Annotated in this window: 25 protein-coding genes; 12 read left to right on the top strand and 13 right to left on the bottom strand. The window is 39.3% G+C overall.

What is annotated here, in order from left to right:
- Positions 1-23: 23 nt before the first annotated feature.
- Positions 24-410: a helix-turn-helix domain-containing protein gene (locus I4Q58_RS13520; protein WP_203296427.1), complete on the bottom strand. Its 387-nt coding sequence runs from the start codon at positions 408-410 to the stop codon at positions 24-26.
- 146 nt (positions 411-556) lie between these two features.
- Here I4Q58_RS13520 and I4Q58_RS13525 point away from each other — a divergent pair, with 146 nt between their 5' ends.
- The 10 genes from I4Q58_RS13525 to I4Q58_RS13570 all read left to right on the top strand — a co-directional run bounded on the left by I4Q58_RS13525 (position 557) and on the right by I4Q58_RS13570 (position 11500).
- Complete coding sequence (locus I4Q58_RS13525; protein WP_203296428.1) at positions 557-1405, top strand: hypothetical protein; 849 nt, start codon at positions 557-559, stop codon at positions 1403-1405.
- A complete protein-coding gene (locus I4Q58_RS13530) occupies positions 1392-1754 on the top strand; it encodes a hypothetical protein (protein ID WP_203296429.1) in 363 nt (120 codons plus the stop codon). The genes I4Q58_RS13525 and I4Q58_RS13530 overlap by 14 nt, the downstream gene beginning before the upstream one ends.
- 946 nt (positions 1755-2700) lie before the next feature.
- Positions 2701-3552 (top strand): DUF488 domain-containing protein, encoded by an 852-nt coding sequence (locus tag I4Q58_RS13535; protein ID WP_236002933.1) that lies wholly within the window; start codon positions 2701-2703, stop codon positions 3550-3552.
- A 3-nt stretch (positions 3553-3555) separates the two neighbouring features.
- Entirely contained in the window at positions 3556-4377 is an 822-nt protein-coding gene (locus I4Q58_RS13540; protein WP_203296431.1) for a hypothetical protein, read from the top strand.
- A 170-nt stretch (positions 4378-4547) separates the two neighbouring features.
- Positions 4548-4748 carry a helix-turn-helix domain-containing protein gene (locus I4Q58_RS13545; RefSeq protein WP_203296432.1) on the top strand — a complete coding sequence of 67 codons (201 nt, stop codon included), beginning with the start codon at positions 4548-4550 and terminating at the stop codon, positions 4746-4748.
- 3 nt (positions 4749-4751) lie between these two features.
- On the top strand, positions 4752-6713 hold the full coding sequence (locus I4Q58_RS13550; RefSeq protein ID WP_203296433.1) for a site-specific DNA-methyltransferase: 1962 nt from the start codon (positions 4752-4754) through the stop codon (positions 6711-6713).
- A 22-nt stretch (positions 6714-6735) separates the two neighbouring features.
- Entirely contained in the window at positions 6736-7803 is a 1068-nt protein-coding gene (locus I4Q58_RS13555) for an AAA family ATPase (RefSeq protein WP_203296434.1), read from the top strand.
- On the top strand, positions 7800-8462 hold the full coding sequence (locus tag I4Q58_RS13560; protein ID WP_203296435.1) for a DUF4276 family protein: 663 nt from the start codon (positions 7800-7802) through the stop codon (positions 8460-8462). Before I4Q58_RS13555 ends, I4Q58_RS13560 begins: the two co-directional genes overlap by 4 nt.
- Positions 8459-11152 carry a restriction endonuclease gene (locus tag I4Q58_RS13565; RefSeq protein WP_203296436.1) on the top strand — a complete coding sequence of 898 codons (2694 nt, stop codon included), beginning with the start codon at positions 8459-8461 and terminating at the stop codon, positions 11150-11152. The genes I4Q58_RS13560 and I4Q58_RS13565 overlap by 4 nt, the downstream gene beginning before the upstream one ends.
- Before the next feature lie 21 nt (positions 11153-11173).
- Positions 11174-11500 (top strand): phosphotyrosine protein phosphatase, encoded by a 327-nt coding sequence (locus I4Q58_RS13570; RefSeq protein ID WP_203296437.1) that lies wholly within the window; start codon positions 11174-11176, stop codon positions 11498-11500.
- A gap of 727 nt (positions 11501-12227) precedes the next feature.
- Here I4Q58_RS13570 and I4Q58_RS13575 read toward each other — a convergent pair.
- The 9 genes from I4Q58_RS13575 to I4Q58_RS13615 form a co-directional block, all read right to left on the bottom strand.
- Entirely contained in the window at positions 12228-12809 is a 582-nt protein-coding gene (locus I4Q58_RS13575; protein ID WP_203296438.1) for a DUF1989 domain-containing protein, read from the bottom strand.
- The gene (locus tag I4Q58_RS13580) at positions 12790-13413 is read right to left on the bottom strand and encodes an FMN-binding negative transcriptional regulator (protein WP_203296439.1); all 624 of its coding nucleotides are present in this window, start codon (positions 13411-13413) and stop codon (positions 12790-12792) included. Before I4Q58_RS13580 ends, I4Q58_RS13575 begins: the two co-directional genes overlap by 20 nt.
- Before the next feature lie 42 nt (positions 13414-13455).
- The gene (gntA, locus tag I4Q58_RS13585; RefSeq protein ID WP_203296440.1) at positions 13456-14130 is read right to left on the bottom strand and encodes a guanitoxin biosynthesis heme-dependent pre-guanitoxin N-hydroxylase GntA; all 675 of its coding nucleotides are present in this window, start codon (positions 14128-14130) and stop codon (positions 13456-13458) included.
- Positions 14131-14991, bottom strand: coding sequence for a glycosyltransferase family 2 protein (locus I4Q58_RS13590; RefSeq protein WP_203296441.1), 861 nt, complete (start codon positions 14989-14991; stop codon positions 14131-14133).
- A complete protein-coding gene (locus I4Q58_RS13595; RefSeq protein ID WP_203296442.1) occupies positions 14982-16058 on the bottom strand; it encodes a hypothetical protein in 1077 nt (358 codons plus the stop codon). The genes I4Q58_RS13590 and I4Q58_RS13595 overlap by 10 nt, the downstream gene beginning before the upstream one ends.
- A complete protein-coding gene (locus I4Q58_RS13600) occupies positions 16055-17146 on the bottom strand; it encodes a glycosyltransferase (RefSeq protein WP_203296443.1) in 1092 nt (363 codons plus the stop codon). Before I4Q58_RS13600 ends, I4Q58_RS13595 begins: the two co-directional genes overlap by 4 nt.
- Complete coding sequence (locus I4Q58_RS13605; RefSeq protein WP_203296444.1) at positions 17143-18606, bottom strand: glycosyltransferase family 2 protein; 1464 nt, start codon at positions 18604-18606, stop codon at positions 17143-17145. The genes I4Q58_RS13600 and I4Q58_RS13605 overlap by 4 nt, the downstream gene beginning before the upstream one ends.
- A 143-nt stretch (positions 18607-18749) precedes the next feature.
- Entirely contained in the window at positions 18750-19766 is a 1017-nt protein-coding gene (locus I4Q58_RS13610; protein WP_203296445.1) for a helix-turn-helix domain-containing protein, read from the bottom strand.
- Positions 19767-19862: 96 nt separating this feature from the next.
- Positions 19863-20414, bottom strand: a complete 552-nt coding sequence (locus I4Q58_RS13615) for a hypothetical protein (RefSeq protein ID WP_203296446.1) — start codon at positions 20412-20414, stop codon at positions 19863-19865.
- Positions 20415-20466: 52 nt separating this feature from the next.
- Between I4Q58_RS13615 and I4Q58_RS13620 the strand changes: the two genes are divergently transcribed.
- Positions 20467-20910 (top strand): hypothetical protein, encoded by a 444-nt coding sequence (locus tag I4Q58_RS13620; protein ID WP_203296447.1) that lies wholly within the window; start codon positions 20467-20469, stop codon positions 20908-20910.
- A 12-nt stretch (positions 20911-20922) separates the two neighbouring features.
- On the opposite strand, the gene I4Q58_RS13625 is transcribed toward I4Q58_RS13620, so the two are convergent.
- A complete protein-coding gene (locus I4Q58_RS13625; protein WP_203296448.1) occupies positions 20923-21447 on the bottom strand; it encodes a DUF421 domain-containing protein in 525 nt (174 codons plus the stop codon).
- A gap of 264 nt (positions 21448-21711) precedes the next feature.
- Positions 21712-22710, bottom strand: coding sequence for a DUF4397 domain-containing protein (locus I4Q58_RS13630; protein WP_203296449.1), 999 nt, complete (start codon positions 22708-22710; stop codon positions 21712-21714).
- A 191-nt stretch (positions 22711-22901) separates the two neighbouring features.
- Between I4Q58_RS13630 and I4Q58_RS13635 the strand changes: the two genes are divergently transcribed.
- Positions 22902-23681 carry a sulfotransferase family 2 domain-containing protein gene (locus I4Q58_RS13635; protein WP_203296450.1) on the top strand — a complete coding sequence of 260 codons (780 nt, stop codon included), beginning with the start codon at positions 22902-22904 and terminating at the stop codon, positions 23679-23681.
- Here the strand turns inward: I4Q58_RS13635 and I4Q58_RS13640 are convergent.
- A complete protein-coding gene (locus I4Q58_RS13640; protein WP_203296451.1) occupies positions 23675-25045 on the bottom strand; it encodes a capsule assembly Wzi family protein in 1371 nt (456 codons plus the stop codon). The two genes, I4Q58_RS13635 and I4Q58_RS13640, sit on opposite strands and share 7 nt — an antisense overlap.
- Between the last annotated feature and the right edge of the window lie 44 nt (positions 25046-25089).

The raw sequence follows: 25089 nt of genomic DNA on the forward strand, positions 1-25089 counted from the left end.
GTATTAGTGCGCAGGGGCAACGCTTATTTTTTCTTTAAAAGGTCTTCCAAGTACTTCACCTTATCTTTCTCAGCCTCAACTAGACGTTCATAAAGTTCAACGATTTTTTCAATCGGATTGATTGTACAGAAATAGTTGTTATTATTTGCACTATTATCTTTAAAGGTATTATCCATAATATTAAAAACCGCTTCCTCGCTGAAATGCTTAATAGCTTCAGGAGAGACTTTCAAAACCTCAGCAACTTTGCTTAGCATTTCATCATCAATCGTTTCGTTCTTTTCAATCTTAGAAACACCCTGTTGGCTAATGCCCAATTCCTCGGCAAGGGTCTCTTGTTTCATACCACGCAGCTCGCGGATGCGGCTGATCTTTCTTCCGATATGGTTGGTCTTTGCTGTTGTGCTCATATCCCAAAAGTACGTATTTTTTTCAATTTATGCGTCCGGCTCACCCTCTGGGGTAAAAAACAATCCGCCAGTGGTAATTTACTACTTTTTTTGGTGGGGTACCTCCCCTTCTTTTCCAAACTTCATGGCAACAAAAGAATAGGCCCATGGAAACAAGCGAACACACAAAACGGAACATGGAGGTGGCACTCACCGCCATAGCCTCCACCATCAACGAATATATAGAGGCCATCAGCATCCATTGCTTTGGGGTCGTACACGACGCATCTTCCTTCCTTGACCTCACCCAGAGCGGTCGGGACCGGCACCACTTGCACTGCCGTTTCTACCTACTGGTCCTGGCCGAGCGGTACCGAAACAATGCCCTTGCCGATATCATGGACCTGGTCGAGAAGAGTAGTGATGGGCGGCACTCGGTGACCGCCATCCTACAGAGTGTAAAGCAGGTCACCAGTACCAACGATGGCCACCGGCATTTCTTCAAGGGGATATTGGAATCGGGATGGCTAGTGGACGGCAAGTCGCCTTCATTGGAGGAACTAAGGTTGTTGGACATTCCCGATGTGGATGGGGAGAGTATCGATAGCTATACCAGTGCCAGGCTGGACGTTGCCAGGGACTGTCTATCAAGGGTTGGCGAGAATGGCTGTGCCCTCTTTGGTTCCCACCTCCTGCGCCTGGCTATGGAACAGCTATTCCTTGGTCTCCTTTATGGAAAGCTGCATTTCCGTCCCGACCATTTCAATCTGCGGTACCTCTACCACCTTTCTAATTTTGCCGTGGCGATACCTAATGAAGTGTTCCTCGAACTACTGTTCGACCACCAAAGGTATGGTGCCATCCTCAGCGCCAGCCACAGTGAGCTGCGCTACCGTGGTACCGACCTATACAGCATGGAGGATATTGGCGTGTTGAACCGCTACTGCCAATCCCTGTTGGAGTACCTTGCTCCCCTCCTATCCACTACAAAAACTAAGGGCAATGGAAAACGATAGACTGTTACGGGCACTGGAGACCATCCGCGAGCGGAACCTGACCTTCCTGGCACCAAAGCAGGACAAAAACGGAAAGCACTATGAGGTAACGTTTGCGGTGGATAGTCACCTACGGCTGATGTTCCTTGTCACCAACCTGATAAAGGTATGCATCTGCGCCCTCGACCGGGCCGAGGGACCCATCGGCAGGGATATCCCCGATCCGGTCCACAACGTACAGGAAGTTCTGCTCCATGCCCTTTCGATCATTCCCATCGAAGAGCACCGATTTGTTGACGAGGTTTTAGAGCTCTTGGTAACGGAAAGGGAGGAAAAACCCAAAGAAGCAAAAACGGAGAAAAACGGCTAGGCTGGCTGGCAGAAATTGATTTTTACGTCAAATACGGGACGGTTTTACTGGGCTGGCAACGCATTTACGTTAAAAAGGAACAGTTTGGGCTAAAATCGCTAAAAATGGTAAAACTACTCTATCCCTTTGAGTACCTGCCATGGGACGATAATTTGAGTGACTGTAACACCGCGTAGCGTGTTACCCTCTTGCTACTCAAATTCCACACTCACGTGTGAAAATTTCGAACGGTGGGACGCCGGTAAATTTTACACATCCAAAAAAACAGATTAAAAAATTAAACCTATTTACGATGTATTTTCTTTACGCATCACAAAAAAATAGATCAACAATCCAACCCCATCACCTTTCCAACCACTTACTTATTATATCCAGAGCGTTTTCCTTTTCAAAATATATTGGATTCGGAAATCTATACAATCCATTTAGAACCTCAGCAAAATGATACAGTGGACTGCCAATTAATTTCAATCACTTACTTCCCATAGTGCCGTCGCTATTACCTTTTCGGAACCGAAACAAAAATGCTGGAAGAGTAAGAACTTATAAAAGAGAAGCCCGCCCATTACTACATAGATCAAAATAAACTTTATCGAAGGGAGGGCGAACGGTTATGCAGTTCGTCTCGATCAGCATTTTAAACTTTGTGAAGGATAGGTTGCAGGGGATCTGTTTGCCAAGCGAACGCTGTCGCTGTTTCAGCGACTGGGTTCAAGAGAATTTAGTGAACCGCATTCCCAATAGTGGAGTCTTGCGGAACGAAGGGAATGGGGTGGAACGGGTTTGAAAGTACTATGCCGATTTGATATTATGAGCTGATTAAGAATGATATTCGGCTCATATTTTTGTTTTTTTGAGGTGATTAAATTTTTAAATATTGCTCGTGGTATATTATAATTAATAGCTTTGCAAAATGTTTTATAGAAGGAAAATTGTATTCGCTTTATTGGAGAATTTTGTAGATGGTCTGGAAAGTACACGTTTGCAGAAAATGGTTTTCTTACTCACTCAAATGCAGAAAGAAGCTAATTACGACTTTGTGCCTTACAAATATGGATGTTATTCCTATTCCTTAAAAGCTGATCTTCAGGCAATGGTAAAGCGAGATTGGATTTCTGAAAACGAAAAAACCTATCAAACACAAACCAAAAAAAAGTATTTCAAAGAGCTTACCCCTAAAGATCAAAAATTGGTAGTTGAAACTATTGCGCGTTACGGCGATATGACAACTGATGCCATTACAAGACATACCTATCTCAATTTTCCATATTACGCAACTAACAGTACAATCGCTGAAAGATTACTACCAGAAACCTACCTTAAAAAAGTAGTTGACGCACGCCCTAAAGATGATAGTGTAGCATTATTTACGATAGGTTACGAAGGGATTTCGTTGGAAGAGTATTTAAATCGATTGATCAAAAATAGCGTAAAACTACTGGTAGACGTTCGCAAGAATCCGTTAAGTCAAAAATACGGGTTCAGCAAATCCTCATTGACAAGATATTGTGGGAATCTCGGTATTGACTACATTCATATCCCAGAAGTAGGTATCGATTCGAGCAAACGCAGGGAGCTTAATGATCAATCTGATTATGCTGAATTATTTGCAGAGTATCGCAATACTGTTTTAGTTGAAACAACAGAAACTCAAAATCGAATTGTCGCCTTACTTGAACAGTACAAGCGAATTGCGCTTACCTGTTTTGAAGCTGAAACCTGTCAGTGCCATCGTACCCATCTTGCAGAAAAACTCAAGAATTCCCCTAATTTTAAATATCCATTAATGCACATTTAAATTATGGCGCTTACCAAAGTTTTGATAACTGTAAAAACTTACCCCACATTTTCATCTACCTATGGTGAGTTGGTTTGTACCGCTGGATTTTTAGAAGATGGTAGTTGGATTAGATTGTATCCCATACCATTTAGAAAGCTCAAGACGAACGAACAGTATAAAAAGTATCAATGGATAGAGTTGGATATTGTTAAAAACGATAAAGATTTTAGACCGGAAAGTTTTAGACCAGCCACGATAGACACACCTATAAAGTTGCTTGATAGAATTGATACGAAAAACAATTGGTTTCTAAGAAAGCAAATAGTATTGAATGAAGTGCATACTGATATGAAGCAATTGATATCTCAGGCTCACGATAAAAATCATTGCAAGTCACTTGCTGTTTTCAAACCAACTGGTGTAAAGAATTTTAAAGTTCAAAAGATTGATGGCGAATACGATAAAAAGAAATTGGATCAATTACAAGCGCTTTATGACCAGCAGAATCTATTCGAAATGGAAGATCTTAAATTTGAGCTTGCAGAAAAACTTCCCTACAAGTTTTCTTATGAAATAGAAGATGACAAAGGTGTTTCCAGCACGATGATGATTGAAGACTGGGAAATAGGTCAACTCTATAGAAATACACTTGCCGCCGCGGAAGGTAATGAGGCAATCGCGGTAGAAAAAGTGAAGGAGAAGTACTTTGATGACTTTGCTAAAACAAAAGATTTGCATTTGTTTTTAGGCACTACAAAAAGCTTTCATTATCGTTCCAAAAATCCATTTATGATAATTGGAACCTTCACTCCTAAAATAGACATACAAACCAGTTTATTTTAATCCTATTCCTTACGCTTTCGCTAAAGCGAAAACCCAACAAACATCATCACACACAATTCCTGTATGGCTACCTCAAGCCATTGCTATAAATACCACCTTTCCACAATACACTAAAAAACAGTGTATTTTAACCACAAATCTTATATATTTATCGTTTCTAAAATGGAACGATGAACCGGATAAAGGAGATCCTCGAGAACAAGGGCATTAAACAAGTATGGCTGGCAGAAAAGCTGGGCAAGAGCTACAATGTGGTCAACGGCTATGTGCAGAATCGCGCACAGCCCAGTCTGGAAGTACTTTATGAAATCGCACGGATACTAGATATTGATCCTAAAGAACTATTAATTACCCCTAAAGAGCAACAATAAGAGATGGACGGTACAAGCCTTACACCACAGGAAATAAAACTACAGCAACTCAAGGAGCTGCTGCCTGAAGCCTTTAGCGAGGGAAAGATAGACTGGGAAAAGCTGCAGCTCACGCTGGGCAGGGACATTGACCTGCGCAATGAGCGCTACGTGCTCAACTGGGCAGGAAAGAGCGATGCCTTTAGAGCATTGCAAACACCGGCCACGCAAACGCTCATACCTCTCAAGGAAGAAAGTATCAACTTTGACGAGACCGAGAATATTTTTATCGAAGGCGAGAACCTTGAGGTGCTCAAGGTTCTGCAACGTAGCTATTTCAATAAGGTCAAGATGATCTATATAGACCCACCTTACAATACGGGTAACGATAGTTTTATCTATCCAGATAAATTTAGCGAGACAAAAGAAGATTATCAAAAACGTGTGGGCGATAAGGATGAGGACGGTTATATGACTAAGGAAGGCCTCTATCACAAAAACAGCAAGGAAAACGGCCAGTACCACAGCAACTGGCTCAATATGATGTACCCACGCTTGTTTCTCGCAAAAAACCTCTTAAAGGATGACGGCGTGATTTTCGTATCAATTGACGATCATGAGGTGCATAATCTCAAACTTTTAATGAATGAGATCTTTGGAGAGGAAAATTTCATAGAATGTATTACTTGGAATAAGCGTGTCCCGAAGAATGACAAAGGAATAGGAAATATTCACGAGTATATTTTTATATACGCAAAGAATTCAAATCTCAAACACGAATTTAAAATGCCAAAAGAAGGGCTGGATGAGATCAATGAATTGAGAAAAAAATTAAAAAGAAAAGGTGTTTCAATAAGTGAAGCTGAAAAACAAATTCGAAAACTATACGAAAAGAAAGGATACGATAGAGGTATTACACTTTACAATAATCTCGACAAAGACTATCGTTTATGGGGGAAAATTAATATGAGTTGGCCAAATTCAAATACATTTGGTCCAACCTACGAAGTTTTACATCCACTTACTAAAAAGCCCGTTAACATACCTGATAGAGGTTGGCGCTGGAAAAAAGACACATTTGAAGAAGCATTAGATGTTGATAATATTGAGATTCTTCCAAATGGCTCCGTATTATGCGGAAGAATTTGGTTTGACAAAGATGAAAACACCCAGCCAAGTTCTGTCTTATACTTGGATGTCGTTGATAGTTTACTATTACGATCTATACTTTCCCTTAAAAGTGATGGCGGTATTGAAGTTGAAAAACTTTTTGATGGTAAAAGCTATTTCTCTTATCCAAAACCTACTTCAATTATTAAAATGTTGGTCAACTCCATCAGTCCAGTTGAAGATGGAGAAATAATATTAGATTTCTTTGCAGGGTCAGCAACCTCAGCACATTCGGTTCTTAAGTCAAACTCAGAAAATAATTATAATAGGAAATTTATTTGCGTTCAGCTCGCTGAAAAAACAGATAAAAATAGCGCAGCAGCTAAGGCTGGATATAAAAATCTTTCTGATGTGGCGAAGGAAAGAATTAAACTGTCATCACAGAATATTAAAGAAGAAAACCCAGACTACAAAGGTGACCTTGGTTTTAAAGTCTTAAAACTATCAGACAGTAACTTCAAACAATGGCGCCAGTTGGATGTCAAGGATGAAAAGGCTCTGGAAAAACAGCTGGATATGTTTGTGGATCCGGTTAGTGAAAATGCCGTGATAGAAAATATGGTGTACGAGTTACTGCTCAAGTCAGGTAAGGACCTCAACAGTAAAATAAACCACAAGGATAGTCTGTATATCATTAATGACAATGAGATGGTTCTGATGCTGGAGCAGGCCACAGAAGAAACGGTAAAGACAGCCATCAATCTCAAACCTATCAAAGTAATTGCATTGGATAGGTTGTTTAAAGGCAATGACCAGTTAAAGACAAATACTGCCCTACAAATGAAGGATGCAGGTATTGAATTTAAAACCATATAAGGATGAATCTAATTCAGAAATTATGTTGAAAAACATCAAAATAGAAGGCTACAAGTCTATCAGGAGGTTGGATCTCGATCTGGGTATGATCAATTTGCTTATAGGGAGCAATGGTGTTGGTAAAAGTAACTTCATTTCATTTTTCAAATTCATCAATAATATTTATGAATTGAGATTGCAAAAATATGCGTTGACTCAAGGAGCAGATAATCTTTTGTATTATGGCAGAAAAAATACGGATCAAATAAAAGGATATTTAGGTTTTGGAGACAATGCTTATGAAGTGATCTTAGAGCCAAGCGAAAATGGAAGTCTATTTATTGCTACTGAAAAAAGCTATTATTATCCAGCAAGAAACAACACCTATTTTGATGAGTTCAACCTTCAAGAAAGTTGGATTAAAAATAGTAGTACAAAAAGAAATGATTATCTGAGATATCACTTAAGTACGTTTAAGATCTACCACTTCCACGATACCAGTCCAAGCGCCCCATTACGAACGCCAGCAAATATTAATGATAACAGAATATTAAAGGAAAACGGCGATAATCTTGCAGCCTATTTATATTATCTACAGGAAAAGCACCCTAAAAGTTTTAAACGTATTGAAAAAACCATTGCCAGTATCGCTCCATTTTTTGAACGCTTTAATCTGGAACCGGATAGACTGGACGAAACACGTATAAAATTGATTTGGAACGAGGTCGATCAACCAGACACCTATTTTGATGCCAGCCATTTATCTGATGGTAGCTTGCGCTTTATGGCGCTTACCACCTTGTTACTACAACCAGAGCTGCCACGCATTATCATCATCGACGAACCTGAATTGGGCTTGCATCCAGTAGCAGTCAATAAACTCGCTGGATTGATTAAAAGTGCGGCTGCAAAGGGTTGTCAGGTCATTGTCTCTACCCAATCAGTCAACTTGTTAAACAATTTTGAACCGGAGAATATCATAACGGTGGACAAGGTGGATAATCAATCCAGCTTTGATCGTTTGGACGACAATGATCTGGACAGATGGCTGGACGACTATTCTATGGGAGAACTGTGGACCAAGAGCATTATCAAAGGCCAGCCACAATGAGAAGAATAGTAATCATTGTAGAGGGCGATACAGAAGAGGCTTTTGTAAACACGATGCTGCAACCCTATTTTATACACAAGGGCATCGTCGTGACTTGCTTCAAGATCAAACACACTAAAGGTGGTTTGACTAAATATGCGCATTTCAAAAAGGACATTATCAAAACGGTCTATGAAAAAAACGTGGTCATATCCAGTCTCATAGATTTTTATGCCTTACCAAAAGATTTTCCGCGATATGATGAAGCAACAGCTATTGTAAATAAGAGTGACAGATTGTTATTTCTTGAAAATGCAATCCGCGAGGATATTGAACAAACGAAAGGAGCATCATTTGCGCACCTATTCCCATATATCCAGCTGCACGAGTTTGAAGCCTTGGTGTTTTCATCTATCACAGGAATTCAGGCACTATTTGAAGAAGATGAGGCAAATATGACACAGATAAGAACCGTCATTAATAGTCACAATTCGCCAGAAGATATTAATGATAGTCCAGCAACGGCACCTTCAAAAAGATTATTGAACTTGATAAGCGGTTATAACAAAATTGTGGACGGCGTATTGATCTTAAATGAAATAGGCCTTCCAACAATTATAGAAAAATGTCCTCGCTTCCGCTGGTGGCTGAATGAATTAGAACGTAGAGCAAGCTTATGAAATTAGAATTTGAAGCATCTTTACCCTACCAAAACGATGCGCGCAAAAGCGTGATCGATTTATTTGAAGGCCAGCCCAAAGAAGATGCAGCGGTTAACAATAAGGTCTATCATGGCAATCAGCAATCACTCATTGTTGGTGTGAGAAATAATCTCATCTTGTCTGAAGAGCAACTGCTTAAAAACCTAAATGCCATACAAGAACGCAATGAGATAGAAGTCTCAAAAAAGCTGGACGGTATGAATTTTTCAATCGAGATGGAAACCGGTACGGGAAAAACCTACGTCTATCTGCGCACGATTTATGACCTTAACGAACAGTATGGTTTTAAAAAGTTTGTTATCGTGGTACCATCGGTGGCCATACGTGAGGGTGTATTGAAAAACTTGGAAATAACGCACGACCACTTTCAGAATATTTATGAAAAGGAACCCATTCACTTTCAGGTATATGAGAGCAAGAATGTAAGCAGCCTCAAGGGTTTTGCAAACGGCAATACGATCGAAATAATGGTTATGAACATTGACGCTTTCGCGAAAGATGACAATATTATTAATCAACCACACTATAAAACCAATGGATTAAAACCAGTAGAGTACATCAAGAGCACAAATCCCATAGTGATTGTGGATGAACCGCAAAATATGGAAACTGACAAACGTCGGGAAGCGATTGCAAATTTGAATCCACTCTGTACACTTCGCTATTCTGCCACACATAGAAATACGTATAATCTCGTCTACAATTTAAACCCAGTAAAGGCGTATGACCTTGGTTTGGTAAAGCAGATTGAAGTAGACAGCGTGATGGAAGAAAATGCAGATAATGCGGCTTATGTAGCGGTCAAATCCATTGTCGCAGCAAAAAGAGGTGTCTCTGCTAAAGTCGCTATAATGACCAATACAGATAACGGAGTTAAAGAGAAAACCGTTACCGTTAAAACGGGAAGTGATCTCTATAAACTTTCCAACAACCGCGAGATTTATAACGATGGGTTCATCATAGAAGAAATTGATGCAGCTAATAATTGCATTTCATTGTCCAACGGGAATATAATCTATAAGGGCGCGTCACAAGGCGTTCTTAATGAGGAATTGATGAAATTCCAAATGCGCAAGACTATTGAAGAACATCTCAAGAAAGAAAAAAAACTTCTAAAATTGAAGGACGAGAATGGTAATCCTGAAAAGATAAAGGTGCTCTCCTTATTCTTTATTGATAAAGTGGCCAACTACAGGAGCTATGATGCAAACTCTAATGCCACAAAGGGAAAGTTTGCCTTGTGGTTTGAAGAAATTTATAAGGAGCTTGTCGCAAAAAAGATTTTCGAAGATTTGGATCGCTTTAATATCAATGACATCCATAATGGCTACTTTGCAAGCGACAAAAAAGGCAAATGGAAGGATACAGCAGACAACACAAGATCAAAAGAAAGTGCTGATGCAGCAGACACTTACAACCTTATTATGAAAGACAAAGAGCGCTTACTGGATATAGAAAATCCATTGCGATTTATCTTCTCACATTCCGCCCTACGAGAAGGTTGGGATAATCCTAATGTATTTCAGATCTGCACATTAAATGAAACCAAATCTGAAATTAAGAAACGACAGGAAATAGGTCGTGGTTTAAGATTGGCAGTCAATGATCGTGGTATAAGAAACAAGGACAAAAACATCAATAGGCTTACCATTATAGCAAATGAGAGTTATGAAGATTTCGCGAAAGCGTTACAAAAAGAAATAGAGGACGAGTGCGGCGTTTCCTTTTCTGGAAGAATCAAGAACAAACGGCAACGCACCCCAATCAAGTACAGAAAGGGATTTGAAGCAGACCCTAAATTCTTGACACTTTGGGAAAAAATCAAGCAGCACACTACCTATCGCGTAAATTACGACACCGATAAATTAATTGAAAAAGCTGCCGAAGCGTTGAAGGAGCTACCAGAACTAAAAGCACCTTCCATAAGGTCAGTTAAGGTCGGTATAACGATGGATGCTACTGGTGTAGATACGATGTACGCCAGTGAAGGCTTTCAAAGTTATGATCTGAAAAATTGGCCCATACCAGATGTTTATGAATATATACAGGATAGAACAGATCTCACGAGATCCACAATAGCTGCCATTCTTAAAAAATCAGGTCGAATGAATGAGATATCAATCAACCCTCAACTTTTTCTTGACCTGAGCACACAGGCTATAAGGCGCACCTTGTACGAATTAATGATCAAGGGAATAAAGTATGAGAAGATTGCAGGCAGCGTGTATGAAATGCGCCGTTTTGAAGCGCAAGAACTGGAAGTTTACATCAATGACTTTACCTATGCAGTAAACGATGAGAGTAAAACAATCTATGAAGAGTATATTCCATTAGACTCCAAAGTAGAGAGCCAGTTTGCAGCAGATTGCGAATCCAGCGAGAATGTACAGTTCTACTTCAAATTGCCTTCTTGGTTCAAAATCCCCACACCTATTGGAACCTACAATCCAGATTGGGCGGTGGTACTACAAAATGACACTAAGATCTATTTCGTAGCTGAAACGAAAGATACAGGTACCAACGAAGTAGATTTAACTAAACTCCACTTAGACGAGCAACTCAAGATAAGGTGTGGCAAGGCACACTTTAAGGAACTGGACAATGTTTCTTATGAGGTCGTAAGAACCGTTGGTCAATTGATAGGATAAAATCAAAGTCCAACTTTTAAAATGAACCACCTATTCATCTGCTCCACCAACAAACAACGCTCAAAGACAGCTGAAGACTTCTTTTCTCAAAAATATCCAGAGCACGAATTTCTAAGCGCAGGAACAAATATTAAAATTTGCAGAAAAGAAGGAGCTACTGTGCTGACTGAAGATTTGTTAGCGTGGGCAGATAAGGCATTTGTGATGGAAAAGAAACATCTCGACCAAATCAAGAAGCATACAGGCTTAAAATACTACTCAAAAATCAACGTGTTGGATATACCTGATATCTACAAATATTATGATGCCGGTTTGATCAAGATTTTGGAAGAGAAAGTATCTTTCTGAAACTACCAATATAGTGGTGAAATCACTCTAAAAAATATCAAAATTACCATCATAATGGTCTTTTTACACTCCTTCAATTTGAGGTAATTAAACGACCTATCTTAGTAAACTTTCGAGAAAAGTATTAAAAATCGGTACTTTTCTCGAAAGTTTACTATAATCTACTCTTAAAATTTTATTTGAACTCATTTATATGAATTTGAGCACTCAGTTCGCATAAACATTTCAAAACTCACAATTTTTTGTTAAAAAGGGGCGAATTCGGTGTCACTAAATTTTGAGGGTCGTTTTAAGCCCTACAAATGCTATAAAAATGAGAATTTGGATAGTTCCTCTTTCTCCGCCGAAAGAAACCCACAGCGAAAAGTTGTGGGTTTTTTGTTTTTTGGAACAAACGAAACTTGTTTTGATTTGTGAAGAAAAACGAAAAGCGAAACCACCATCTGGTGGTTCTGGTTTCTATAATTGTATTGGATAACCTATTGGGATCATGAGCGTAGCGAGTAATCCCTCTTTCTCCGCAAACAAGCGCAAGGCTTGGAAATCAAAAAACCGCAGAGTTTACTCTAGCGGTTTTTTTCTTTTCAAGGTTTTGGCATTTGCAAAATGCCTGAAGAGGGAGATTGGAACAAAATCCCTCTTTCTCCGCAAAAAGAAACCCACGACGAAAGTTGTGGGTTTTTTGTTTCCAAAATTTTGAATAGTATTTTCTAACAAACGGCGTCAATTATCCGATAATTTCATATAAAATGGGCTTGAACGTGCCATTGTTACTATCTTCCGCAGAACAAGCCGTCAAACCAACAATAAGGTCTATTTGTGCTTCGAACAACACATAATCGCCTGCGCGGCTTAACGGTGGCTCTACCCTTAGCTTACCGTCTTCAGCAAACTGAACATTCATAAAAATATTGAAGGCTGTTGGAATATCATCGGGATCTATTCCATAGGGTCTGAGATTATCAGCCAAATTTTCAAAGCAACTCGGATGATAATCCTTATTCCCATACATGATCTTAAACGTTTCAGGACTGCAAGGGGCCAAAAGGAAATCATTTCGTGCGTTCGTATCTTCTAAAATTCTCATCATCTTATTGCTTCTATTACTCCAAAGGTAGTTGTTCTTAGAAATTAGAAGCGATTCCTCGAAATCGAGTGTTTTCCCGGAAGAAATCTTTTCACGGAAATCGTTGGCATTATACAACACCATATCGGAAACCTGTTCTCCATTGGGATCGATAACCTTCAACTGCTGGCCTTTTTTCAATGTAAACGCTGCTCCTGACTGCTTAGGAATTGTCTGTACCATTTTCTTTTTCGATATTTTTTGCAAGCTCATGTGCCTGACCTTCCTCTTTCTGACGAAGGTGATTTGTTATAGTGTGAATATTGTCGCTGCTAAAGCCCTGATGTAATTTTTTAATAGCTTCAACCTTCGTTGGCTTCATCCAAAACCCAGTAATTCGCGTAATATGTTCCCGAATCATGGTCTCGGGTAAATCGTTATAATAAATGGGGTTTTCCTGATCCTTTTCGAATCGATAGACTAACTCTTGAAGCGAAGTTTCCAATTCTCGATCGGTCTGCACTTCTAGCTTAACATTAATATGAACCGCGCTATAATCCCAGGTGCTGATATCCGGATAATCGTACCAAGAGGAAGAAATATAGCTGTTTGGTCCCAAAAATATTAGCAACCCTTCCAGTCCATCTTGTAGATACGCCTTTTGCGGATTATGATTCGCAATATGGGAATGCAGCTTAAAATCTCCAGCATTTCCTTTGGTAATGATGGGAATGTGTGTCGCCAAAAGCGAGTCGCCATTGATCACGAATGTTGCAAATGGATGTTCGGTAATAAACTGAAATATTTCCGCTTGATCTTTAACCGAGTATTTAGATGGAAGATACATATCGAAACAAATTATTTGAAGTGGTAAGGTATGAAGGATTTCTTAATCTGAAGGATGAAACGGACATTTCCAATCATCTTCTACCGCACGTCCACTATACTGCTTTGTTTCCGTATCGTCGCCATAGTCTTTCAACACCGGATTTATAGTGCCTTGTAGCGCCTTATCACGATTTCTAATCGTATTCCGAACCCGTTCATAGGCTCCCATTTTGCGAAGCTTTTCAAATTGCCAGTGCAAATTGAAAACAATTACGGGGAAAGGAGTTCGACGCGCTTTACGTGAGCTTTGGGGGTGCATCCCTACTATAAAAAATGCTTCACCCCCAATACTAAAGCTAAACTTACTATCGTCTGGATTGCTGCTTACCGAGGCATCCCATGGATCGGCATCTACTTCATGAATGGCTTGTAATTGCTTCCATAACAATTTCTCAAATTCTTGTTCATTCGCTACAGAATTCTCAGGAAAGGTAGCGATGAATGTCTGAAATTCATTTGAATCAAAATCATAACTAGTTAGGTACGATTTTATGTCATTATAGATTTCGATTGCCGAGGCTTCCGTCCCTAACGTAGGATACCGTTTGATAGTGGTTTCCTTCATCTTAAAAACGGTTTGTGCCATGATACAGGGATGATCATTTCCTAGAATAAAGTCTTCCAACCTTTCAGCAATCTTAGATTCCTTATGTATATTCTTTGGTTGCATAATCATTTATCTAAAGGGTTTATTTTCGACGAGTGAATTGGTTACCATATCATTATTGGGATGATGAAGAATTTCAATAGGCTTCGTACTTTCTTCACTCCACTCAATCAGTTCCAATTCCGTAAATTCACTCAAATGATTTTCCATAGGCCATAGTTCCCACTTTCTAAAAAATAGATTCGCATTATTTACAATATTCTCAAATTGATTCAAGGGTGGCATGTATATATGATGTTGTTGATGGTATACTATCGCATCGCATAAATAAAAGGGACAATTCAGTTCTTTCGCCCTAAGGGCAAAATCGGTATCCTCTCCCCCATAGCCCGTAAAGGCGGTATCGAAGCCACCAATAATATTGAATTGCTTTTTTTCTATGGCGAAGCAGAGACTCCAAAACAACATATAGTTTAATTCTTGATTGATGCTTTTTGGTTGCGGTCGACTAGGGTGTGCAATACTGAACTTTTCCAAGTCATAGTCAGAAAAAGTCTCCGATAATTTTCTCGTTAAATAATAGGGGTTTCCCATTACTAAGCCACCATAATTTTCTTCATATTTCTTGATTTTCTTAATGAAATCTCGTTCTGGAATGCAATCGACGTCCAAAAAAATTAATTTCTTCCCTTTGGCTTTCTCTGCTCCAATATTACGTGCTTCCGCGATAGGAAGGGTGTCGGTATCGCTCCATGGAACCACTACATTCCGTATTTCGAATGGATACGATGTTTCAATCGTAGCTTTCTTGCCAATGGAAACGATAATCACCTCATCGGGTTTTTCCGTATTTCTTGCAAGGCCACGTAAGAGATTACAGAGATGCTTTTCTCTTTTGTAATGTATGGTTATTAAACTAACTAATTGCATATATCTGATTGTTCTTTTCTATTATTCGTTATTGAGACATTACTTGAAACCTTCTCGAAATCAAACCCGTAACGTTCAAATAAATCCCATAATTCTGAAAAATCGCTCCTATCCATTGCTTCTTCACCCAACGTATTTATGGCAGTATACTGTGCTACCGTTCTATCCAAGGCATCGGGTTGTAAGAGGACGGCTAGATTATTTTCAACAAGTGCCTTTAACAACCACTTTTGTTCTTCGAAGGGTCGCTCCTCTGGCTTTCCTATAAAGGGTTTTCCATAGGAAAGCACTTCCGAAACAGTATTCATACCACAGCCCGCAATAACCATGTCGGCATGTTGAATATAGGGTGCGGTATTTACTACGATACCGCCATTTATCACATTTTCCATTTGTGGTAAGCTGTTTTTCCCAACTACTACTATGGGAACAGGATAAAAGAACGAAACCAGTTTTTGAAGCAATGTGCTATTCATATCATTCCCACCCATTCCTTGAAGAAGCAGGATATACTTTTTTGCTATTGGATTTGGATATGTCGGGATGGGTGTTTTTGAAGTAGCACTAACAAACCCTAGATAAACCGTTTTTTCAACTACCCAATCGGGCGTCTCCTTTGGCTCCAACTCTTTTGGATAATAGGCAAGCAAAAAAGAAGCAGCGTGGTAGGCTTGCAGATGCCCCATATCATTTCTGTTGCCAAACATTCGCACGTAGGCGTACGGAATGGAGCTGACGCGAAGAAGCGTTGCAACCTCAACGCTAACATCGACAATTACGAACTGAATCTTATGCTTGTTTATTTCATGAAGAATAGCTTCATTCCGTCTTGAAATCTTTTGCATTCCCAAAGGTGCGTAATGCATATAATCGGGTTTGGAATAATGCTCTTCACTCCATGCTTCATTATTTAGGTTTTCATTTTCTAATCGAGTAACATTTAGATTATCATCGAAATCAAAATCGGAATCCGTCAATATCACCGATTTTGAAGGTTGCTTTTGGGCAAACAGTTGGGCGTAATTACAATGCCCATTTCCATGGCTATGTGCATAATAGGCTATCATATAGGTTCTCCTTTAAATTGTTTTTTCGTTTTGGCGGGAGCTTTCAAAAGCTTTTCATACAGTTGTTCATATCCGTCTACCATAATTGTATACGAACAGAACGCTTCTGCCCTTTTACGACATGCACCACGTTTCAACCGCTTGCTTTTTGTTATGGCTTCAACAAGCTCGGCAGTATTTCCGGGGGACGTAAGAATACTTGTTTGGGAAGTCAAGATTTCACTTGCGGCCCCCACATCGTGCGATATCACAGGAGTTCCAGATGCTAACGATTCACTATAAATGAGGCCATAGGGTTCTTCCCAGGTGCTCGTACAAATCATCGCTTTTGCTTTTCGCAATACGGACGAGATTTCACGCTGGGAAAGATGTCCTTTGTATTCAATTTTTTCATGCTGTAAAAGCTGTTCTACTTCATCATCATAATATTCCTGATTGCTAATAGGTCCGGCCATATAAAGTGTTTCGTCAGCTTCAATGGCGGCTTTCATTGCAAGATGAGGTGCCTTTTCCGGGCAGATTCTTCCATACCAGAATAAATAGTTGTTGGATGAATCTGAATAGGGCCAATCTTGCAGGTTTATGCCATTATAGATGACTTCCGAATCTTCAACAAGGGTATTCCAATTCTTTTGAAGGCTTTCACTAACAAAGGTGAATTGTTGATGTTGATTATAACGCATGGCCATCAATGCCATTTTCAGGTTCGGAAAGGGAGGGGTATGAAAGGAGGTAATAAAGGGTTTATCCATCAAGTTCCCTAATATTATAGGTTGATGATGCAGCGAATGATTGTGAATAATATCATAGGGCATTTCCCTCAGATGAAACAATAATTTGGTGTAATTGATATAGGTGTTTTTGTCATTATCTAAATCGTTGCCCCTCTTACCATCCAAAGAAGACGAAAAATCTATATCTATCGGAATCAAATTGACCTCCTTGGTCGAGTCGCGATGTGCATATAAATCGATATCATGACCTCTGTTTTTGAGGGCTTTGCACAGCAAATGGGTAATCATTTCTAAGCCTCCGGCATAGGGTTCTTTAATCGGATATAGCGAATGTGCGATGATGGCGATTCTCATAGCTTTTCAATATTAGGGTTCATGGAAACTTTTTGCGCTTGGGTAGACTTCACCATCTGATAATTTTCGAAGAATTTTGCCAGGAAAAGGAATAATCCGAGTAGCACCGAGAAATAGCCAAACCCAAAATTTGAGGGCTCAGTTACGAGTAGTAAAAAACCGGACGATATCAGCAATAGCGGCCAAAAGAACGAACGAACGGAATAAGGACGGTGTAATCCAAATTTATCTGTCCTTTTGAATGGCTGACTGGGTGTTATAGCGTATTCCCACCACTTAAATGCTCCCAATATTCCTAAACTCGTATTCCCAAGAAATCCCATTATGTGTTGGTGGATAGAGTATTGGGTCGATTTTCCGATAATGAAAAATTGAATACAATAATGAATCAGTATGGAGATCACCGCTATTTTGTAGGGGAAAAGCATTTCGTTTGAAAACCCAAAAACTTGCATAAAATTGAAGGATAACACAATAAGGAGTGGTATTCCCAATAAATTAATCCAAGCCGTTAGCTGCAAAATTGCCATACCTTTTTTGCCAAAACATCCTAGGTTTGCCCGTAGCAGATGCATGAGGCTTTGAAAGTTTCCAAAAATCCACCGACTCCTTTGGACCCTTAATTCTACGCTACTGGTAGGCATCATGCCCCTTCCAATTCTACGATTGCAATAAGAAGTCTTGAACCCTTTGGAAAGAAGTTTGATCCCGAGCTGCGCATCTTCGGTAATCGATTCGGTGGGCCAGCCGCCTACCTGTCGTAACGCTTCTGCAGCAATCAACGATAATGTTCCCGTCGGTAATGGTGCGGAAAACTCATTCGCACTTTCGGAATAATAATTGAAATAGTGGTTGAAATCGGCTCGAATTCCAATGCTTTCATAATTGGAGTTGAAATAATGCTGCGGAAACTGAAGTACATCGACTTTTGAATCTGTGATTCTTTTAACGGCAATTGACAGTGCATCCTTTTGCAGTTTATAGTCGGCATCGACAGTAAAAATATATTCAGTTGAAGCATCCATCAATGCTAAGCATTCATTAAGCGCTCCAGCTTTATATCCTTCAATTTTCGGATAATGGTAGAAACGAATGTTTCTCGATTTACAGAAGTTTTCAATTGGTTTCCAATACGCTTCCTGAGGGGTATTATTGGAAAGTACGATAATTTCGTAATTCGGATAGTCGAGATGCGATGCGGCCGTTAAGGTTTCGATCACAACTTCAGGCGGCTCACTGCATATTGGAATATGAATGCTAACCATAGGATATGATTCCATACCCTGCGCAGGAATATCTTCTGTATTTTTCGACAGTAATAATAGTAACCTACCAGTTCCAAGCAGCATTAATAACATTGCATTAAGCAATGCTATTAGCCATATGAGGGAAGGAAAATTGACAAGCAATAGTACTATAGCTGCCAAGGTTAATCCAGTAAAGAGTAGTTTAAAATTCATGCTATTGGTTTACTTCTTTTAAAAGTAGACCAACACTCACAATAGTAGTAACGTATACGCAACCAATACTAACATATACGCTATCGTTTTCAAAACTTTATGATAGTTAGGCGTTTTTACTAATAATTTGTTAATAAACTCAGCTATTTGCGATGATTCTTCAAAAATTCGCTTGGAGTCATACCATATTTATCTCTAAACATTTTAGAGAAATAGCTTCGGTTTGTAATCCCTATTTTATGTCCCACCTCGGAAATATTCAATTCTGAATCTGCTAATAGCAAACGTGCAGAATCCAGTCGTTCACTTTGAACATACTCATTCACCGTTTTCCCATACAGTACTTTGAATCCATTTTGCAACCGTTTCTCTGAAATCTGAAAGGTTTCCGATAGATCCTTCACTTCCAGAGAAGAATACAAATGTTCCTTGATATAGCGTGCCGTCTTATAAATGGTATCGACATCCTTTTGTCTTGCTATACTATAGTGCTTAGCACCGTTCACATCATCATGATATTCAATGATCTGTTGGGCCAAAATATTATAGGCTTTTCCTTCGAGATATATCTTTTTGATGAGATCGTTATTTTCAAAATCACGTATCTCCTGAAATATGTTCGATATTTCAAGTGAAAAATAGCCTTTATAGAAGAACGATTTTTCTCCTTCCCTATCTTTGAAAATAGAATCCAAAGCGGGATCGATATCTTGGAATTCACATTTCATCTGACTGCGAAAATCGTTTCGTACAATTTCGAGACTTCCCAGCATGATATGCTCACCTCCTTTAAACCGTAAGATATGGCCGAGATGGTTTTGACTGGCTACAATACAACCTTGATACTGTTGCACCTCGTGAATGTCATCGCCTTCTTCAAAAATATGCTCAAAGCGACCGTTTACACAATATAGAAATTTTAAGGGGTGTACTTTTCGAACGGTAAAATGTATGGATATATCCTCCTTAAACGTGCAATCGTACTGTATAATCCCTAACCCTTCCTTAAAGTTGATTCCCTTGATCTGGCCTTCCCCCCACTCTTGGGGAAGTGTGACGGTATATTCGTGGCAATTTTCAGAATAGGTAGTGTTAAATGCTTTAGCAAAATCCCTAATGACATCCTTTAACGGAAGGGAAACAACATTTATGGTATTCATAATGGATGGGTTTTAGTTAAAAATAAAAACGCTCAGGTCTGAAAATCAAATTTTTAACCACTATTTAAAATTATTTCTTAAAAAAATCTAAGATTACTATTCATTCTTCTTTTCCTGTTCTTCTTCAATCTCTTCCTCTGAAATGAGATAATGATCTTGTCCTAACCCAACGATTTTAATAATGTTAGTAACCGTACTATAAAGCATTAGGATTACGGTAATCATCATTCCACTTAAAAATGAAGAGGTAAAAAGCGTTGCCCAATAGATAGCAGTGTACCACGAAGTCTGCACATTGTCGGCTTCTGTTATAGGAATATTGAATAACTGAAACATGATCAAGGCCCCCACAAATAAAATGGTGTCGAAGCTCGCAATATTAAGCACTTGCTTGTAATGGGCACTTTTCAACTTCGATTCGGTACCGGTACTTATTCCTAAAAGTGTTAGTAATAGCGCCAAAATCGTTGCAGATGCCAAAATAATGGTATTACATAGCATATTAATACCTGAAAGTGAAGTAGAAATCAATTGTTTCGCCTCGTATCCCGATACGTTTCCCAAAATAAATACTCCGGCTCCCGTAAATACAAATGCTATTGCGCCGCCGTACAGCGATCGTTTGTTTTTAATAAAAAATCCTTCCATAGTACTTCGTTTTAATTATAGTAATTATCTTATAGTCTGAATCAATGATTATATGGATATACTTAAAGTTCTACTTATCAACTTTATAGCGGTTGGGGTTATGACTGTTTTTACGTATCTATATTCACTTGCCCGAAATATAAATTTTGGTCAACCGTACTTGCTACAGTATTTAATTAATACAGCCAGACCTAGCAACAATAGAACTACACTAGGCATTTGGGTAGGTTGGTTACTCCATTATATTTTAGGGATACTGTTTTATTATGGTTATCAATTATTTAGAACCTTACTCGGCTTAACACATTCTGTGTGGTTGGGAATTCTATATGGGTTCTTCGCTGGGTTGATTGGTGTAATAGGTTGGTATTTGATGTTTAGAGCCCATCGAAATCCGCCCGCTATTCCTAAAACTGAATATTATTTACAGTTGGTCGTTGCCCATATACTATTTGGACTTTCGGTAGCGATACTTTTGTTGAAGAATCCTTTCTGATTCCCACTCGTTTTATTCTTTAGCCACATCCTTTAACAGCCAATCCTCTAACGCTTTATTGTTCTCCGCCGTATGAAGCACCACAATATCTCCGGTGGTTTCAAAAACTACTGCTCTTACTTCATCTAAACGGATTACATTCGCCTCTCTTAATTTCGAACGTAAATCCGAAATAGTAACGCGCCCTTTTTTTAAGTTTTCATAAAGAATCTTTTCACCATCCATCAGTAATAAGGGCGTATTGTCGATTGCATTTTGAAACAATTTGAAGCTACGTAATCGTGCTGCCGTTAATTGAAAGACATAGATGGAAAAGAGCCCCACTAGTCCTTCCAAAAGGCTTACTGATGAACTTAAAAGTGTAGTAGCAATAACGGAACCCACTGCCACCGTCATAGCAAAGTCAAAACTTGACATCTTAGAAAAGCTCCGCTTTCCAAAAATTCGTGTGTACACTATTACAGCTATATATATTCCCAGAGTTGATAGAACGATAGCAAGTAAGGTTGTGATTGAAGAAGTAAACCATTTTTCCATTTTCCATTGATTTTGTTGTTGAAGGAAAATTATAAAGGAATGGAATGCAAATTCAGAAATTAAAGAAGGTTTAACAAGTTTTGTATTTCATTAACTAAGAGTGTGTTGAGCAGGAATTAAAAATAACTCGCCATTAGAAATTCATGCTGGAACTGCAGAAGTTATTCTCAGAGTATAAAATTTTACATACGTTTCAGAAGAAAAAACGCAATAAAAAAGCCCGCAACGAAAGCGCTGCGGGCTAATTAGTCGATATACAGTTTACTATTGCTTGATAAACTTCTTAGATCCAATCAAATCTGTATTATCATAGAACAAGATTTGATACACGCCTTGTGACAATCGCGCAATATCAATTTCTTGATTGGAATTGAGAATTGCTTGCTCTTGTAGCATACGTCCTTGCATATCTATAATAGCATATTTTAAAGGACGCTGCACATTTGCGATCGTAATATAATTCGTTGCGGGATTTGGATACATTTCAAGATTAGCAGCAACAAAACTCTCGATATTTAAAGGAGCTGATGGTAACGCTAAAAGTGGTCCGCCAGCTGCAGTTGCAGCGAACAACCCAAAAGCGGGTCCATCGGAGTTTTCCGAAGGATCTAAGAATCCAGAAGCCAACACCGTTAGTGCTGCACCATCTAAGTTCAAAGTGGCCAGAGGTGCACTGTACGCTGCCACTCCGGTCGTTCCTGTTTCATCTCTTACTTCAACAACATAGTCGTCGGTTGGCAGTTCCAAATATCCTTGGAATTCTGAGTATGAAATATCATCGACAATGGTCCCTGCGCCGACGCCCGTTTCAACCACATCTACTGTGGGTGCATCGGTAGATCCATGATGTACCAAAACATCTGTATTCGATCCGTTGGTGGCTGCTTCACGTCCCATTGGATACACTTGTAATGTTAATGGTGGTGCAGGATTGTATCCAGAACCGCTTACGATTCCATCGGCGACCACAATATACGTTTCGCCATCTGCGAGTGTGACTGGAACAGTTAGCAAGGCATCTCCAACATCCGTACTGTTTCCAGGTGCAACCGATAATTCAATTTCTACCTCCGCTGGAAGGTCTAAAAATTCAGTAGCGGTGCGGAATTCAAAATCATCCAGTGCTAAATCGGTGTCTATGTAGACATCCACTTCAGTTGCAGCAGCATCTGCTGAATTATGGATTACCTGCACTCGTGCTGTCTGCGCAACTACCGCAGAAGAGATCAAACAAATCATTACAATTAAAAGTAGTTTTTTCATAGCCATACGTTTTTGTTTAACATTTATATAATAAAATTAAACATTTCTTCAATTTGGAAGTAGTGTTTAATATTTTTTTAACTATAAACACTTGAATTCAAGCAACTTACTGAAACTATATTTTACGCTTCAAAAGTCTATAAACCGATAAAATTTTGACTATCTTATTCTTTTCAATTAAAGAGAAGCTAATGCTAACAAACGCAAAACGACATTTATGGTACTATAAGAATCGAGTCCTATTTTATGGAGAGGATTTGAAGGTTAAAGAGAACCTATCTGAAGATACCGTTCCTATTTACCATATCCATATCCGAAAAACAGCCGGGACGACCATTAATTTTGCTTTTCTATCGAATGCCAATGTAGCTGATGTGGAAGCGCTTTACGAACGAATGGCGGCAAAGCAAACACGCCGCGTTATCGAGAATGGCAACGTTTTTCTAGGTTGGGATCGGATGGCAATCAACGATGGAAAGTATCATTACGCATTCTCTCATTTTCCGTTGCATGAATTACAATTACCGGAGAATACCTACACCTTCACGTGTTTACGCGACCCCGTAAAAAGGGTGCTTTCACATTATAATATGTTGCGGCATTATCAACGAACGAATAACGATCGGACGTTTATGAAAGTAGAAGGGAAATGGCTTGGTAATTCCTTTACTGATTTTTTAGAGAAGGTTCCAAAAAAGCACCTTTTGAATCAGCTGTATATGTTTTCATCCACTTTTTCAGTAGAAGAAGCGCTTACAAAACTTCACTCCTTAAATCGAGTGATATTCACGGAATCGCTTTCGGAAGGTCTTCAGAAGTTAGAGGAAGATACGGGTTGGACGCTCCCTATTTCAAATCAAAAAAAATATGGCTACAAAGAGGAAATCAGCAATGAAGATTTACAAAAACTCCGCAATGTAATGCAACCCGAATATGAATTGTTGGAACGTTTCAAAAAGGAAACTCAATAGCTGCAATCGCAACTACGAATACCAGATCGCGTTTTAAAACTATAGCTATATTCTAATCCCACCGATATGGCATCGTCCTGTATGCTATTGTTATCGTATCCAATGCTGATACCAAATGTTCCGTAATAATCTGAATTATACCGCACGTTTACGTAGGTATACAAATGCTCTTCGTCGATACTATCGGGATTCTCATTCAACCCAAAATCCTGTACATAACTACCTTTAAACCGAGCCGTAAAATTCAGGTAGCGTCCCATTATTCCAAAATGGTGTGCTTTCAACACATTGTTTGAAATTCCCATACCATCGCCCCTCGGCGTGATGAAGGGCATCCCAATCGTATTTCCATAATGGGTCCACCCGCTTTTATAGGTAGTATTGTTGAAATAATTATCGAACCCCAAGGAAGGATCTCCTCCGCTTCTTGCCGTAGTTTGAACATATTCATATAAAATCCCACGAAGGATTGAACGATTATCCACTTTTAAGAAAGCGCCCCAAACACCATCCGGAAAATTTGCTAAACGAGCACCTGGAAGATCTTCAAAAAGGGATTGGTGATAAAATTCTAGGCGGGAAGCAGGAAACCTTTTGGTAAACTTCACGCGATACGACGCTAGGTGATTTCCCAATGCATTTACAGGATTTTCATTATTGGGATTCGCTTCAATTCCTTGTCCGATAAAGATGTTCCCCAAGGCTGAAAGTCCCGAAGGTTGCTCGCCAAACGTTTCACTTACACCACCCCACTGTGCATAATGATGGACGCCCATTGCCAAAGTTGAGGAAGGATTTACTTCAAAGTTCACCATCACTTTTTTAAAGTGAATGTAGGCTTGATCGACAGCACGATCGTCTAATAAAAAATAATGCGCTAAGGCGGCTTCCAAACTAATGCCGCGCAACAGCCTAATCGGTTCGGCGGTACCAACCCACAACCCTGGAGCGGGGCGTGCGTTTCCACTCCACAAAATATCGCCTCCGACAGCCGATAGACCTAAGTATTTTCGTTCGCGTTCCTTCGCACCGATGATTCCCTCAAGTTTATTCTTTCTATACGTAACAAAGTATTCGTTTGGAGCCCAATCGTCTTCCCTATTCGCATTATAGGCATAGAAGAAACTTCCGCCAATTGCCAAAGAATCTTCATTTCGAAACTCATATTCATACAATGGAGAAACTTTCCCTATCAGCCGCGTGTGTGGCGAAACAAGGCCATTGGTGTTGCTGTAGGTCCAAAAGGAATTGAGTGAATCGCTAATAATTCCCTTCACCCGGACATCAGCACTAAAGTTTTGGGCATAACTTACATTAGCCAATAAAATGATGAGCAAACAAAGCCAATGGTTTCGCTTGATCATACATGATTTGGTTATATTTCGAATTTTGGATGCGGGGATAATTA

Source organism: Luteirhabdus pelagi (assembly GCF_016827595.1).
GTDB lineage: Bacteria > Bacteroidota > Bacteroidia > Flavobacteriales > Flavobacteriaceae > Luteirhabdus > Luteirhabdus pelagi.

What these genes read in the sequence shown, in the direction of transcription:
- I4Q58_RS13545 (WP_203296432.1), top strand. Translation starts at nt 4,548, where the DNA reads ATGAACCGGATAAAGGAGATCCTCGAGAACAAGGGCATTAAACAAGTA.
- I4Q58_RS13610 (WP_203296445.1), bottom strand. Translation starts at nt 19,766, where the DNA reads ATGAATACCATAAATGTTGTTTCCCTTCCGTTAAAGGATGTCATTAGG.
- gntA (WP_203296440.1), bottom strand. Translation starts at nt 14,130, where the DNA reads ATGATTATGCAACCAAAGAATATACATAAGGAATCTAAGATTGCTGAA.
- I4Q58_RS13615 (WP_203296446.1), bottom strand. Translation starts at nt 20,414, where the DNA reads ATGGAAGGATTTTTTATTAAAAACAAACGATCGCTGTACGGCGGCGCA.
- I4Q58_RS13595 (WP_203296442.1), bottom strand. Translation starts at nt 16,058, where the DNA reads ATGATAGCCTATTATGCACATAGCCATGGAAATGGGCATTGTAATTAC.
- I4Q58_RS13575 (WP_203296438.1), bottom strand. Translation starts at nt 12,809, where the DNA reads ATGGTACAGACAATTCCTAAGCAGTCAGGAGCAGCGTTTACATTGAAA.
- I4Q58_RS13555 (WP_203296434.1), top strand. Translation starts at nt 6,736, where the DNA reads ATGTTGAAAAACATCAAAATAGAAGGCTACAAGTCTATCAGGAGGTTG.
- I4Q58_RS13540 (WP_203296431.1), top strand. Translation starts at nt 3,556, where the DNA reads ATGGCGCTTACCAAAGTTTTGATAACTGTAAAAACTTACCCCACATTT.
- I4Q58_RS13625 (WP_203296448.1), bottom strand. Translation starts at nt 21,447, where the DNA reads ATGGAAAAATGGTTTACTTCTTCAATCACAACCTTACTTGCTATCGTT.
- I4Q58_RS13605 (WP_203296444.1), bottom strand. Translation starts at nt 18,606, where the DNA reads ATGAATTTTAAACTACTCTTTACTGGATTAACCTTGGCAGCTATAGTA.
- I4Q58_RS13560 (WP_203296435.1), top strand. Translation starts at nt 7,800, where the DNA reads ATGAGAAGAATAGTAATCATTGTAGAGGGCGATACAGAAGAGGCTTTT.
- I4Q58_RS13620 (WP_203296447.1), top strand. Translation starts at nt 20,467, where the DNA reads ATGGATATACTTAAAGTTCTACTTATCAACTTTATAGCGGTTGGGGTT.
- I4Q58_RS13525 (WP_203296428.1), top strand. Translation starts at nt 557, where the DNA reads ATGGAAACAAGCGAACACACAAAACGGAACATGGAGGTGGCACTCACC.
- I4Q58_RS13630 (WP_203296449.1), bottom strand. Translation starts at nt 22,710, where the DNA reads ATGAAAAAACTACTTTTAATTGTAATGATTTGTTTGATCTCTTCTGCG.
- I4Q58_RS13580 (WP_203296439.1), bottom strand. Translation starts at nt 13,413, where the DNA reads ATGTATCTTCCATCTAAATACTCGGTTAAAGATCAAGCGGAAATATTT.
- I4Q58_RS13550 (WP_203296433.1), top strand. Translation starts at nt 4,752, where the DNA reads ATGGACGGTACAAGCCTTACACCACAGGAAATAAAACTACAGCAACTC.
- I4Q58_RS13565 (WP_203296436.1), top strand. Translation starts at nt 8,459, where the DNA reads ATGAAATTAGAATTTGAAGCATCTTTACCCTACCAAAACGATGCGCGC.
- I4Q58_RS13520 (WP_203296427.1), bottom strand. Translation starts at nt 410, where the DNA reads ATGAGCACAACAGCAAAGACCAACCATATCGGAAGAAAGATCAGCCGC.
- I4Q58_RS13635 (WP_203296450.1), top strand. Translation starts at nt 22,902, where the DNA reads ATGCTAACAAACGCAAAACGACATTTATGGTACTATAAGAATCGAGTC.
- I4Q58_RS13600 (WP_203296443.1), bottom strand. Translation starts at nt 17,146, where the DNA reads ATGAGAATCGCCATCATCGCACATTCGCTATATCCGATTAAAGAACCC.
- I4Q58_RS13640 (WP_203296451.1), bottom strand. Translation starts at nt 25,045, where the DNA reads ATGATCAAGCGAAACCATTGGCTTTGTTTGCTCATCATTTTATTGGCT.
- I4Q58_RS13590 (WP_203296441.1), bottom strand. Translation starts at nt 14,991, where the DNA reads ATGCAATTAGTTAGTTTAATAACCATACATTACAAAAGAGAAAAGCAT.
- I4Q58_RS13570 (WP_203296437.1), top strand. Translation starts at nt 11,174, where the DNA reads ATGAACCACCTATTCATCTGCTCCACCAACAAACAACGCTCAAAGACA.
- I4Q58_RS13530 (WP_203296429.1), top strand. Translation starts at nt 1,392, where the DNA reads ATGGAAAACGATAGACTGTTACGGGCACTGGAGACCATCCGCGAGCGG.